This is a genomic window from Bacillus sp. JK106 (assembly GCF_053663355.1).
In genome coordinates this window covers 657192-670998 of sequence record NZ_JBSJQC010000001.1, presented here as the reverse complement: position 1 = coordinate 670998, position 13807 = coordinate 657192, and the positions used below count along the sequence as shown (strand labels likewise).

At 46.3% G+C, this 13807-nt stretch carries 12 protein-coding genes; 4 read left to right on the top strand and 8 right to left on the bottom strand.

The features are described from left to right. Window positions 1-453: 453 nt before the first annotated feature. Window positions 454-1761 carry an amidohydrolase family protein gene (locus ACWJJS_RS03450; RefSeq protein WP_146275529.1) on the top strand — a complete coding sequence of 436 codons (1308 nt, stop codon included), beginning with the start codon at window positions 454-456 and terminating at the stop codon, window positions 1759-1761. Between the two features lie 29 nt (window positions 1762-1790). Here the strand turns inward: ACWJJS_RS03450 and ACWJJS_RS03445 are convergent, their stop codons facing one another. From ACWJJS_RS03445 to ACWJJS_RS03435, 3 genes are all read right to left on the bottom strand, one after another. Further along, a complete protein-coding gene (locus ACWJJS_RS03445) occupies window positions 1791-2765 on the bottom strand; it encodes a LacI family DNA-binding transcriptional regulator (protein ID WP_454023316.1) in 975 nt (324 codons plus the stop codon). A gap of 68 nt (window positions 2766-2833) precedes the next feature. After that, window positions 2834-3502: a YczE/YyaS/YitT family protein gene (locus ACWJJS_RS03440; RefSeq protein WP_025853455.1), complete on the bottom strand. Its 669-nt coding sequence runs from the start codon at window positions 3500-3502 to the stop codon at window positions 2834-2836. After that, entirely contained in the window at window positions 3499-4386 is an 888-nt protein-coding gene (locus tag ACWJJS_RS03435) for a Cof-type HAD-IIB family hydrolase (RefSeq protein ID WP_128574698.1), read from the bottom strand. Before ACWJJS_RS03435 ends, ACWJJS_RS03440 begins: the two co-directional genes overlap by 4 nt. 437 nt (window positions 4387-4823) lie before the next feature. Between ACWJJS_RS03435 and ACWJJS_RS03430 the strand changes: the two genes are divergently transcribed. The 3 genes from ACWJJS_RS03430 to ACWJJS_RS03420 all read left to right on the top strand — a co-directional run bounded on the left by ACWJJS_RS03430 (window position 4824) and on the right by ACWJJS_RS03420 (window position 8753). Continuing rightward, window positions 4824-5681, top strand: coding sequence for a MurR/RpiR family transcriptional regulator (locus tag ACWJJS_RS03430; protein WP_003151588.1), 858 nt, complete (start codon window positions 4824-4826; stop codon window positions 5679-5681). A gap of 172 nt (window positions 5682-5853) precedes the next feature. After that, window positions 5854-7398, top strand: coding sequence for a gluconokinase (gntK, locus tag ACWJJS_RS03425; protein ID WP_416405830.1), 1545 nt, complete (start codon window positions 5854-5856; stop codon window positions 7396-7398). 26 nt (window positions 7399-7424) lie between these two features. Further along, entirely contained in the window at window positions 7425-8753 is a 1329-nt protein-coding gene (locus ACWJJS_RS03420) for a GntP family permease (protein WP_015418256.1), read from the top strand. Between the two features lie 36 nt (window positions 8754-8789). On the opposite strand, the gene ACWJJS_RS03415 is transcribed toward ACWJJS_RS03420, so the two are convergent. The 5 genes from ACWJJS_RS03415 to ACWJJS_RS03395 all read right to left on the bottom strand — a co-directional run bounded on the left by ACWJJS_RS03415 (window position 8790) and on the right by ACWJJS_RS03395 (window position 13807). Continuing rightward, window positions 8790-9512, bottom strand: a complete 723-nt coding sequence (locus ACWJJS_RS03415) for a LutC/YkgG family protein (RefSeq protein ID WP_024085823.1) — start codon at window positions 9510-9512, stop codon at window positions 8790-8792. Then, window positions 9512-10942, bottom strand: coding sequence for a LutB/LldF family L-lactate oxidation iron-sulfur protein (locus tag ACWJJS_RS03410; protein ID WP_015387682.1), 1431 nt, complete (start codon window positions 10940-10942; stop codon window positions 9512-9514). The genes ACWJJS_RS03415 and ACWJJS_RS03410 overlap by 1 nt, the downstream gene beginning before the upstream one ends. A gap of 27 nt (window positions 10943-10969) precedes the next feature. Continuing rightward, window positions 10970-11686: a (Fe-S)-binding protein gene (locus ACWJJS_RS03405; protein ID WP_007613889.1), complete on the bottom strand. Its 717-nt coding sequence runs from the start codon at window positions 11684-11686 to the stop codon at window positions 10970-10972. A 180-nt stretch (window positions 11687-11866) separates the two neighbouring features. Further along, window positions 11867-13057, bottom strand: a complete 1191-nt coding sequence (locus tag ACWJJS_RS03400; RefSeq protein ID WP_436335231.1) for an aminotransferase class I/II-fold pyridoxal phosphate-dependent enzyme — start codon at window positions 13055-13057, stop codon at window positions 11867-11869. A 30-nt stretch (window positions 13058-13087) separates the two neighbouring features. Beyond that, the gene (locus tag ACWJJS_RS03395) at window positions 13088-13807 is read right to left on the bottom strand and encodes a FadR/GntR family transcriptional regulator (RefSeq protein ID WP_017418877.1); all 720 of its coding nucleotides are present in this window, start codon (window positions 13805-13807) and stop codon (window positions 13088-13090) included.

The following is a 13807-nucleotide window of genomic DNA, read 5'->3' as shown; positions in this document are numbered from 1 at the left end:
CGGCATATATGGACTGAGCGGCAAAAAGTTGGCAGAAATATGAAAGGTTACTCTTATTCCGGTACCTCAGCTTAGTAACTGTACACATTTCTTTCTAATAGTTCAACTCCAATGACCCCACAAGGTTCTATACCCGGAAGTCATATTCCATTTATTAAAGCTATTGACATGAAACCAATTCCACAAATTAAACTCGTGGAGAACACTAGTTGGCGTAACACGAAACAGTATAGATGCATTAGTGGCGTTACAGCTAGTGTTTTTGAGTTTTTAAAAGGAATTTACAGGATATAAATGACAATAACGAGAAAATCGGGTGTAGAAAGTTGAATAAAACACCTACTTTTTTACAAAAAATGATAATAAAAGGTTGATATGGTACGGGTTTCATACTTTAAGATGATGATGTGTCTTCACTGAATACTAAATAAACATTTCCAGGAGGCGTTTCCTATGCAGTCCAGCACATCATTTAACAGCCCGGCTTACCTTGAAACAAACGGAGTAATGAAAATCGCTGATATAACCTATAGTAATAATGAATGGCTGAACTTTGACATTGGAGGAGAAGGGATTTTTAAGAAATCAGGTTCTTATTTAGTTCCATCTCTTCCAGTAGAATTTCATTGTCATGGAATCGGTGACTATGATTTTAGCAATTTAGACCAATTAGATATTGAAAAGATCAATACACTAGCTGAAATAGAAGGGATTTTCTGTGTACCCTCTATCTTTCTTCCTCATAATCAATTAGATCAATTTGCATCCTTTATGAAAGAGTTCCATACACAAAAGAGAAAGGGACGTTACCGTAATATTTTAGGTATTTCACTAGAAGGACCATTATTGGCCAGCTTTGCAGGCACACCGGAAAAAGGGAATTGGGCACCCTTAAAAGAAGAATGGGAAAAGATCGCTTCATGTGGAGAATACGGTCTTATTTATACTGTACTGTCTCCAGATGCTATGACTGAAAACTCCTATCTAAAGAAATATATCACCGAAAAACATCCAAGTTTAGAATGGATTGTAGATACACTTGTGGAGGCTGGAGTAAAACCGGCGCTGGGTCACTTCCAAAAAGCATACCCGGAGGAAACCTCTGAACTTATAATGAAAGTTATAGATACAGCGCAAAAACGCAGCAATTACACTGGATCAGATGCCGTTTTAACAGATCATTTGTTTAATGATATGCCAAACAATTTTAAACACACCTGGAGAACACCCCAAGAAAGAGTGCATAGATTAGAGGGGTTAAAAGATGCTCGGTTAGATAAATGGAACATAGATAATATAAACACACTTGTCGGAGAAGTTCCCGGTACTTTGATGAGAGCCGCGAAAGAAGGTTTATTAACCATTTGTATGAACTTTGATAGTGAACATGTAGACTTAGAAGTTGCACGGCGGGTTGTAGAACTTGTTGGCTCTGAGGGTATTATAGCAATGACAGATCGCATTGACACAGATTCCATGTGCGGCCAATCACTGGAGAAAATTGAAGGGAATAATCTGTGGTATCAAGGAAAAGGGTATGTAGCGGCAGGGTCTTACACAATTGATCGGCTTATGCATAATATTCGTGCTATAGGTTTTAATGAGAAAGTTGTATGGAATATGACATCATTTGTGCCATTAAAAGCTTGTCATTTCCTAAATGAACTTGAAAACCTATCCATGAAGCCCTTCAGTTTTATAGATGAAACGAAAAAAAGAGCTCATTTCAAAGCGCCTGCCCCAGAGCTGATTCTGCGCTAAGCAAAAAAGACCACCATAAAGTGGTCTTTTTAAGTTGACTTTCTTTTAATAAGTTTTAGGTTCAATTTATTTATATTGGGGACATCTTTGTTATTCATTAAGTTATATAATAAATTTGCTGCTGTTTGTCCCAACTCTTTAATAGGTTGATGTATCGTTGAAAGTTCTATTACCTTAGATATCGGCTGATTATCAAATCCTATAACCGCCAGTTCTTCAGGTATTCGTATTCCCTGTCTTTTTGCTTCATAAATGATCCCCGCCGCAACATAATCACTTCCTACAACCATTGCCGCAGGACGAGGTGACTTATTTAGTAATAATTTTGCTATTTCTATACCATTCTCAATAGTGTACTGTTCCTCAAAGTACCAATTATCACTCCATTTCAACCCGTATTCATTTTGAAAGTGAAAAAATGATTTTTTTCTGCTTATGCCAACACCGCTCTTAGGATTTCCTATACACAGACCAATGGATTGATGTCCTTGATTTCGCAGATGATCAATTGCCATTTTGATTCCTGACTCATGATTAATAAATATATGTGCAACCTGTTTGCTTGCAGAAGCTTCACAGGAAACAATATTACCATACCCAGATATCTCGTCGAGTACGTGATGGGGGCTTACACAGGATCCCAAAATAAGACCGTCAATAAGTTTGTATTTCAATCTGTTAAAAAACTCCATTTCTTGTTCAGGATCGTTATTTGATTGGTGCACAAGTAAACTGTAATTATGTTTATTACACTCTTCGCCTATTCCGGCAATCAGTTTACTGAAAAACGGATGGTTGATTTTAGGAACAATGACTCCGAATACATTTGTCTTCCCCCTGGAAAGGTTAATCGCGTTGAAATTCGGTACATAATTTAATTCCTTCATAGCTTTTAACACAGCGTCCCGCTTCTCAGGTTTTACATAAGGATGATTATTGAGAACTCTAGAAACTGTTGTCCGAGAAACGTTCGCTTTCTTTGCTATCTCTGTAATGTTTGTCATTACTGCTACTCCTTTTTAGACAGCGTTATCAGCATTTCACACTGAACAACACAAGGGAAAAAAAGCATTTAATTCATTGTTTTATCATGGCCTGCATGAATATGTGCGCCTTCCTGTCCCACACTATAGATAGAACGGGGCTTCCCCATCTTGTGTAATAGTTTGTCAAATAAACCTACTAATATCCCCAGACATAGCAGCACAATGATGGTTCCTATCCCAATCGGCCCCTGAAGAATGATTGCAAGCACAAAAGCTAAAGCTTCCCCTATCGTCTTTGTAATATGAATACCCCAACCTGTACGTTCAGTAATAGCCAACATTAATTCATCATTCGGTATCGAAGGAAAAGATGCTCTTAAATAAATAGCGATTCCCATAGCCAATATACACAACCCTATCAAAAATAAACTCCATTGAAGAATTACAGCATCTGTTTTTAAGAACGAAAGAACCTTTAAGTTTAAAAGGTCAACAAAACTTCCAATAATAACAATCGGAATAAAACCGGCTAAATTAGGAAACTGCATTTTTATGAGGCTGTTTATAAAGATAAGAATTCCTCCGACGATGAAAACCCATGACCCGATTGTAAGGCCAATGAGTTCTGATAAAGCCACGTTCAGAGCATCCCAGGGGGCAATCCCGGTATTAGATTTAATCATACATACAACCCCTACGGATAAAATAAACAATCCGACAATATAGATTAAACATCTTTTCACAAAATGGATCATGGCTGTATACTCCGCGGTTTAGGGTCTTCTTCTTTCGTCAGAATGTAGTGATCAAAAGCATAAGATACACCACACTCATCATTCGATAACGTTTTAAAAGCAGCCAATTGAATAAGCTTCTTATCTGCATTTCCCATGGCTATCCCTATTCCTGCTGCACGAAACATAGGCAGATCATTTAGATTATCACCTATTGCGATTGCATTCCGCGCATCCGTTCCATAATGTTCACAAAGTTTATTTAATGACGCTCCTTTATCTACTCCTGAACTTGTGATTTCAAGATTGAATGCTCCTGAACTCGTTACGGCACACTCCTTCAGTTGTCCAAAATATTCTTTTGCTTTTTTTAATTTTCTTTGGTTTGGCGAAACGATCATACATTTTATGACATACCGATAATCGATAGGGTCAATTGTACCCGGTATTTCCTCTAACCCGTATTGATGTATCTGAGCTTTAATAGAATTCCAAAATACTTCTTGATTAAAATGAGGTTCTTCCATTACTGTATTGTAAAGTTCTTTTTCAAGCTGCTGAATTCCTTGATTTGATACGGCAATTTTGTCAGATAAGTAAAGCTGATAATAGATTTCCTCTTTATTTAACCATGTGATGATAGGTTGGATTACATCTGAATCCATAAAATGTTCGAATATGACCTGATTTCCCACATCAATTTGAGCGCCGTTTGAAGCAATGATCGGAAAATCCAAATCATATTTATTGATGATGTGTTTTGCATCAAATAAAGCTCTCCCTGTAGCGATTGTTACAAGATGACCTTGTTTTTGTCCGAGCTTTAAAGCTCTTACATCTTGTTCTTGGATAGTTAAGTTCTCTGATAACAGCGTGCCATCTAAGTCAATTGCAATTACTTTCATGTGAATTTCCTCCTCAGAGTTTAAAAATCATTGAAAGTATAATGTATGGTACGCGTTTCAGAGCAATTAGATTATTATATTAATTTGAAGTTTTTCTGAGAAGCTGATCAGACTGTGATTCTCAAGTGTTCTCCTGCTTAATAATCCTTCTCTTTCGATCAATCCAGTTAATAATGAACTGACTGCTAATGGCGGAACACTAATTTGAAGAAATTCATCTGGAACTTCAAGCGCCGGCGACTTGGGCACCGGCACTTTTCAGAGAACGATCACTTTTTGTAAAAATCGGATGTCTGAAGTGTCATTGAGGGGGTGTCCCCGATATACTTTTCTCTTTTCTTTCATTTGCGGTAAAGAAAGCAAAACCTGATTCCCTTATGACAGAACTTGCTTTATCATAAAAGTATGCGTTTACATTCGAGTAGGGAGGTTATAGCATGACCCCTGTGAATTCAAGCAGCATCGGGAAAATTCAGGCGGCCAGCAAAGGTTTGTCGCCAAAATTGAGAGCGATTGCAGACCATATCGTGAAGGAACCGAAAGACGTGGTTCACCTTTCCATCATTCAGCTGGCGGAAAAAACGAAAAGCTCTGAAGCGACGATTTTCAGGCTGTGCAAGCGGCTCGGTTTTTCCGGCTATCAGGATTTAAAAATCGCGCTTGCTCAAGAGATCGTTCAGGAGCCAGTGCAGCACATTCATGAAGAAATGAGCCCCGACGACGATATCGAAGTCATCATCCGGAAAGTTTTCCGCACAAACATTTCCGGTCTGACCGATACCTTTCAATTATTAGATCCGGCCGACGTTGAAAAAGCGGTAGAAATGATCCACCGCGCAGACAGAATCGAATTTTACGGAAACGGCGGTTCCGGGCTGATCGCCACTGATGCGTATCATAAATTTATGCGTACGGGTATAAATTGCATCGCGCACACGGATTCTCACTTTCAGGCGATGTCAGCGGGTCTCCTCGGTCCCGAAAGCGCAGTCATCGGCATTTCTCATTCGGGGAGCAACAAGGACGTGCTCGACGCGGTGAAAACGGCCAAATCGCTCGGCGCCGGCACGATCGGCATTACAAGCTACCAAAAGTCGCCGCTCACCCAGATTTCCGACGTTGTGCTGTATACGTCAACAAGGGAGACGGCTTTCAGAACGGAAGCGATGTCCGCAAGGCTTGCCCAGCTGTCGGTCATTGATACACTGTATTTCGCCACGGCCCGGCTGCGGCAGGAGAAAACGCTCGCCAACTTGCAGCAAATCAGAAAAATGATCGCGCACAAACGTTTGTAATATTTATTTTTCAAAAGAGAGAATGCCGATACAGCGGGAATTGAGGCAATTTTATGAAAAAAATTTTCTTCTTCATCGTTGATTTATAAAAAAATTATTCCTATAATTGACTTTGTAAGGGCATACATTATAAATCTATCTTATTATTCAATCAGATTAGGCGGGATATATTATGAAGGAAACCCAAGCTGTTATCGGTCTGGATATCGGCACGACCAGTACGAAAGCCGTTCTGTTCGGACCAAGAGGCAAAGTGTTAGCCAAGCATTCGGTTCACTATGATTTAATACAGCCAAAGCCGGCATGGGCCGAGCAGGATCCTGAGCACATTTTGGAAGCGGTGATCGGAAGCATCAGGGGCGCCGTCACAAAGGCCGGACTGAGTCCTGACAATCTGCTTGCAATCGGCATCAGCACCGCCATGCACTCATTGATAGCTGTCGATCAAAACGGCGGCCTGCTGACCAAAAGCATCATTTGGGCGGACAACCGCAGCGCCGAGCAATCAAAACGGATTTTAAAAGAGATGAACGGTTTTGATATTTATAAAAGAACGGGTACGCCGATTCATCCGATGTCTCCGCTTTCCAAAATTGTGTGGATGAAAGAACAGGACAAGGAGACATTCGCGAAAACCGCCAAATTCATCAGTATTAAAGAATATATTCTGCACGAGTTTTTCGGAACTTATGTCGTCGATTATTCGATCGCTTCGGCAACGGGGCTGTTCCGATTAGATACGCTTTCCTGGGATGAAGAAGCGCTCCGGATTGCCGGAATCCGGGAAGATCAGCTGTCGGACATCGTGCCGACCACTCATCAGCTGTGCGGCCTTGCGCCGGAAATCGCTGCACGGATGGGCATTCATGCGGATACACCGTTTATTATCGGCGCAAATGACGGCGTGCTCGCCAACCTGGGAGTCGGCGCGATCGGCAAAGGCGAAGTGGCCGTTACGATCGGAACAAGCGGAGCCGTGCGTTCGGTGACGGATGCGCCGATTACGGATGAAAAAGCGCGGACATTCTGTTACGCGCTGACTGACAAGCATTGGGTCATCGGAGGCCCGACGAATAACGGAGGCATTATGCTGCGCTGGCTTCGAGACGAATTCGCTTCTCCGGAAGTTGAAACGGCGAAGCGGCTCGGCATTGATCCGTACGATTTAATGATTGATATTGCTGATAAAGTACCCGCAGGCTCTGAGGGATTGCTGTTTCTGCCGTTTTTATCAGGGGAGCGCGCGCCGTTTTGGAACCCGAACGCCCGCGGAACGTTTTTCGGCATCAGCCTCCGCCATAAACGGGAGCATTTTATCAGAGCGGTGCTGGAAGGCGTCATCATGAGCGTCTTTTCAATCGGTGTCGCACTGAGAGATTTGGCGGGCCCCGCAAAAGACGTGCGGGCTTCGGGAGGATTTGCGAGATCGCCGCTGTGGAGGCAGATTTTGTCCGATACGATGGGACGGGAAGTCCTCGTTCCGGAAAGTTACGAAGCCTCGGCGCTCGGAGCGGCCGTTCTCGCTTTGCACAGCCTTGGCGAAATGGAACGGATCGAGGATGTTCAGGACTGGATCAGAATTTCGCACCGCCATGAACCGAACGTCAAAAACAGCGAAACATATATTGAGCTGTTTTACTTATACGAGCGGCTGTATGACAAGCTCAAAGATGAATTTGACGTCATCAGTGAATTTCAGCTCAAACAAAGCCGTTAATTCTTCTTTGAAAGGGTGAAAAGGTCATGTTACTGTTTATTGTCATTGCCGCTATTATCGTTTTACTCTTATTGATTACGGTCGCTAAATTAAATCCGTTTATCAGTCTTTTGATTACATCCATCCTTGTCGGTTTCGCAACGGGCATGAATCTGCCGGACATTATCACTTCGATGAAAACCGGGCTCGGCAATACGCTTTCGCTGCTTGCGATCGTGCTGGCCCTCGGTACGATGCTCGGCAAAATGATGGCTGAATCAGGCGGTGCGGAGCGGATCGCCCACACCCTGATCGGCCGCTTCGGCAAAAAGAAAGTGCATTGGGCGATGATGGCCGTCGCTTTTATCGTCGGCATCCCGGTCTTTTTCCAGGTCGGCTTCGTCCTGCTCGTGCCGCTTTTGTTTACGATTGCGATTGAAACCGGGGTTTCATTAGTGACGATCGGGATTCCGCTCCTTGCGGGACTTTCCGTCGTGCACGGATTGGTTCCGCCCCACCCGGCGGCGATGGCGGCTGTCGGCATTTATCACGCCAATGTCGGAAAAACGATTTTGTTTTCTTTAATCGTCGGCATTCCGACTGCCATCATCGCGGGGCCGCTTTACGGAAAATGGATTGGTAAGCGCATTCATAAGCCCGTTCCCGAACTGTTGAAAAAACAATTTATTGAACGGAATGAAAAACGCAAGCTTCCGGGATTCGCAAATACATTGTTTACGATATTGGTACCGGTGATCCTGATGCTTATGGCAACGCTTGCCGAAATTGCGCTTCCGGAAAAAAGCACGCTCTATGAAACTTTTAAATTTATCGGCGACCCTGTCACGGCGCTTTTGATCGCCACGGTTTACTCCTTTTTCAGCCTTGGTTTTTATCAGGGCTTTGACAGAGAAAGCATTTTAAAATTCAGCAATGACTGTCTGGGACCGATCGCTTCCATTCTGCTTGTGATCGGAGCCGGCGGCGCTTTTAACAACGTCCTGATTGATTCAGGCGTCGGCACGTATATCGCTGACATGGCGAAACACTCAAGCTTCTCTCCCGTTCTTTTAAGCTGGACGATCGCAGCAGTCATCCGTGTCGCCACAGGTTCAGCGACTGTCGCCATGATGACGGCGGCCGGCATTGTTGCTCCGATTGCATCTGTCATGCCGGGCGTCAGCAGCGAGCTTCTCGTTTTGGCAACGGGGGCGGGCTCTTTGATTCTGTCACATGTCAATGACTCCGGTTTCTGGCTCATTAAAGAGTATTTCGGAATGACGGTAAAAGAAACGTTCCTGACATGGACGGCGATGGAAACGATTATTTCTGTCAGTGCGATCTGTTTTATCATGATCATTAACGCGTTTATATAAAAACAAACCCCGGCCGCAAACCGGGGTTTGTTTTTTTTATCGGTCATTCACAAGGATATAAGCGGCTTTAACGGGTCCGTGGACGCCGACAACCAAATCCATTTCGATATCGGCCGAGTTGCTCGGTCCGGTAATATAGTTGATGCAGGAAGGAACGGTGACGCCGTCTCTGATCTGCTGTTTCAGTATATCGCTGGCCTGTGTCATCCTCGGCACAATGGAAGATTTCGGGATGATTGCGATATAGGTGGTCGGAAGCAGGCTGACGGAACGGCCGGCATGCTCTGACGCATACAAAACGACGGTGGCTGATTCCGCAAGCGTGATCTCGCTGAATGTGATGCCCACATTCGCTTGTTCCGCTTTTTCAATATTTTTCGCTCCTTGTTCCGCGTCCCATTCCCAAACGGGAATCCCTTCGTCCGGCCACTCTTCTGTCATAAGGGTCTGCAAGCCGTACATTTCAAACCGGCTGTCCTTCGGAATGATGACAGGCCCTCCTTCAAAGCGGTTCACCTGCGTGCGCAAAGCGTCGTAAAGCCCGGCTGCATCCGTTTCGATCAGTTCGGTATGAATGTTGACGCAGTGGTCTTTCAGCATTGTGACAAGATCGTCTTCCGTACAGTCCGCATGCGTTTGATATTGAGGCTGATACTTCCATTCAGGCAGGGACACGCCTGATTTCCTGCGCTCTCTGCCCAGACTTCCGGCGATCCGGTTTAAAAAGGATTCCTGATGTGTAACCGTCCCTTTCATCATCATTCTTCCCCCTTTTGTTTTTCCCGGTCTTTAAACCAATCTCTAAATCTCGATTTATGCGGCGCCGGGAAGTCCCGTATTGCCGTCCATTCTTTTAACGGCCCCGGCCCTTTTGATATTTTGTCATCCTCCGTAAACGGCGTCATGGCGGCAGGCGCCCATTTCGATCCCAGTTTATAAAGAGACGGGGATGACGAGCCGAGCCCGAAGGCTTTCATCGCCAGTTTTTCGCTGATCGGCGCTTTGCCCTCTTTTTCAACGATGTTCTGCCGATGCTTGAGCAGCAGCTCGTGCAGCGGAATTTTAACGGGACACGCTTCCGTACAGGCCGCGCATAAGGAAGATGCGTACGGGAGCTCCTTGTATTCGTCATATCCGCCGAGAAGAGGCGATAAGACGGCGCCGATCGGACCCGAATAGATGGACCCGTACGAGTGTCCGCCGACATGCCGGTACACGGGACAGACGTTGATGCAGGCGGCGCAGCGGATACATTGCAGCACCGATTGGAATTCCGTGCCGAGTATGCGGGAACGCCCGTTATCCACAACCACGAGGTGGAATTCCTCAGGCCCGTCAGCTTCTCCTTGCTGCCGGGGGCCCGTCAGCGCCGTAATGTAACTTGTAAGCCGCTGGCCGACCGCGCTTCTCGTCAGCATGCTGACAAGCACTTCAAACTCAGAAAATGACGGAACGATCCGCTCCATTCCCATCACGGTGATCTGCGTCTTCGGCAGCGCGGACACAAGGCGGCCGTTTCCTTCGTTTGTTACGAGACTGACCGATCCGGTATCCGCGATTGCAAAGTTGCAGCCCGTGATGCCGACATCCGCTTCGAGAAATTTTTTCCGGAGGACGCTGCGCGCGTGCATGACGAGCTCTTCCGGTTTTTCCGTCTGTTTGTATTCGAGTCTCTCTTTAAACACGTCACGGATCTGCTCTTTGTTTTTGTGAAGAGCGGGAGCAACGATATGTGACGGCGGATCATGATCGTCAATCTGGAGAATGTATTCGCCGAGATCCGTTTCTGTGACTTCACAGCCCTCTTCCTCAAGCACTTCGTTCATATTGATTTCTTCTGTCACCATGGATTTGGATTTTACGATTTTTTTGGCGTTTTTCTGCCGGATGACATCGCGGATATAGGAGGACGCTTCTTCCGCCGTTTCGGCGAAAAAGACATGTCCGCCTCTGTTGGCGACATTTTCGGCGAGCTGTTCCAAATAGAAATCAAGATTGTCCAGCACATGCTGTCTGATTTCTTCCGCATGGGAACGCCAATCCTCCCAGTTTCCCAATTCCTCGGCCGCCTGAAGCCTTCTTGTCCTGAGCCGTTCCTGCGCTCCGGAGACGGCTCCTCTCATAAACTCATTATCTATTCCTTCTGATACCCGCTCTTTAAAAGCGGCGGTACCGATTTTCATCGCCATGATTTTACCCCCCTGTTGTTTCTCGTCTTATCTGCTGTTCAGCACTTCTGCGATGTGCATGACTCTGACGTTTTTATCCTTACGGTCAAGACGCCCGCCGATATTCATCAGACATCCGCAATCCGCCCCGATCAGCACCTCGGCCTCCGTGTCTTCCACGCAGGCGACCTTCTCATCCACCATTTGTTCAGAGATTTGCGCCATTTTCACAGAAAATGTTCCTCCGAATCCGCAGCATTGGTGCTTTCCGGGAAGCGCGGTCAGCTCGAGCCCCTTGACATGGCGCAAAAGCTTCATCGGCTCCTCCGACACGCCGAGCAGCCTCGTCATGTGGCATGATGTATGGACTGTCGCTTTTTTATGCAGCACCGCCCCGACATCCTCCACCCCGAGAACGTTGACGATAAAATCCGTTAACTCATATGTTTTGTCCGCAAGCTGCTGCGCTTTTGCGGCCCACTTCGGATCGTCCTGAAACAGATGCGGATATTCACGGAACATCGTCGTACAGGAACCTGACGGACTGACGACATACTCCGCTTCTTCAAACGCGGCAATCATCCGCTTCATTGCTTTTTTCGCATCCGTCACATACCCGCTGTTGTATGCGGGCTGCCCGCAGCAAATCTGCCCCTCGGGAAAATCCACCTCACACCCGAGCCGTTCCAGCACCTCAACCGTCGCCTTTCCGACATTGGTCTGAAACATATCCACAAGGCACGTGACAAATAATGAGACTTTCATGATGAACCCCTCTTTCATCCTCAGTATGTGATCTGGTCATCTGATGACCTGTTTTTGGAAAGCTCTATGAATATCCTACACTATTCTGAATATGGATTGGAAGGTTTTTCTGAAAAATCCTTTCGCCCGATGCGCTGAAGGGTGCAAAAAAAGAGAAGCCTGAAAGCTTCCCATGCTGCTCTACATCCCGTTTTTCAGCAGGCGTCCCAGTTTTTGCACACCCTCTTTTATCGCGGCTTTACCGGCAAAACTGAACGACAGGCGGAGATATTCGGCACCGTCTTCCTGATGCGGAAAAAAATATTTTCCGGGTACATAGGAAACGCCGTGAGACAGAGCCCGCGCCAGCATTGCGGACGTATCAGCCCCCGGCGCTTTCACCCATACAAAGTAACCGCCTTCAGGCACGTGCCAGGATGCGGATTCCGGAAGATATCGCGCTGATGCGGCGAGCAAAACATCACGTTTGCTTTGATATGCTTCCCGCAAGGCGGCGAGCCGTTCTTCAATATTCGTTTGTTCCAGATAGACGGCGGTCACCGCTTGGGAAAACGGGTGGCCTAAGTCTTTTTTTAACCATGACAATGCCGTAATGAATGCGGCGTCCCCTGCAATCCAGCCGATCCTCATACCCGGGGCGATGACTTTTGATAATGAACCGGCGTACAGCACCCGGCCGTTTTGATCCATGGCTTTCAAGGGCGGCGGAATATCGGTGAATCCGAGCTCGCCGTATGCATCATCCTCCAAGATGAGAAAATCATACGTTTCGGCAAGCTGAAGCAGGCGGGTTCTCCGCTTCGCTGACATTACGGTTCCCGCAGGATTCTGAAAAGCGGGTATCGTGTAGAGAAGACGGGGAAGCACAAGCCCTTTTCGTTTTCTTTCCTCAAGCATGAAGGCCAATGTTTCTGTTTGCAGGCCCTCTTGATCTGTCGGAATGCTCATGATATGCGGTGTATAATTTTTTAAAATCTCGAGCGCTTCCATATAGACCGGAGCTTCAACGGCAGCGGCGGTTTGTTCATCGAGGAAAACCCGCGCAGCCAGATCTATCGCCTGACAGGCGCCTGATGTCACGATCAGCTCATCGTCCCGGCAGTGAATGCCGCGGATGGCTAACCGTTCTTGAATCTGCTTTTTTAAAACGGCCGTCCTCGGGCTTCCCATATAATGCAGCGGCAGATCGCGCTCCTCATCCAGAAGGCGGGAGGCGGCTTCTTTCAGCTCCTTATCAGGAACGAGTGCGGGATCGGGATAGCCGGAATGCAGAGGGATGCACGCTTTTGGAACTGCCGGCATCCATTCCCCGGGAGGATCGTTTGTCAGAGCTTTCTTTACATGGTCAGAAAAAAAAGATTCGGCCTGCATGTGATGTTATCCCCTTTCACAAGTCAGCTTCTATACATTTTCTTCAAAATAGGCCCCCAGCACTTCTTCCACATTCGTCAGGTGCGCCGTCATCGCGGCTTCCGCTTCATCCGCGTCTCCGGCGGCGACGGCGCTGTAAATGCGTTCATGCTCTTCATACAATCGCTGCACGCTCGTTCGTTTAGAAAACAGCCAAATTTTTCTCGTTTCTCTCATTGTTTCCAAAAGGAGCGCGGAGACATGATTCATGAGATGCTTAAGCAGCCCGTTTTGTGATGCTTCCGCCAGCGCCATGTGAAAGGAGAAATCTGCTTTTTCGCCCAATTCTTCATCTCCGTCGATGTCTTTCATCTCCAAGAGAGCTTGGCGGATTTTTTGCAAATCGTCTTCGGTGCGTTTTTCAGCGGCCATGGCGGCGACGCCGAGTTCAAGCAGCTTTCTGACTTCGAGCAGCTGTTTGACGTCCTCTTTTTTCATCAAGAGGGCGGAAGAAAGCGGCTGGGAAACATGAGACGGCTCAAATTCTCTTATGTATGTGCCTTCTCCCTGCTTCATGTCGACGAGCCCCATCGCTTTCAAAGCCGACAGCGCTTCTCTGACCGCCGAGCGGCTGACCTGAAAACTCTCAGAAAGCGCCTGAACGGAATCAAGCTTTTCACCCGGCTTAAGCTCGCCCGCTTTTATCTTCTCCAGCAATGCGTCAGCGACTTCTTCGTAGATTTTTTTCGTTTTAATTTGTTTATATTTCAA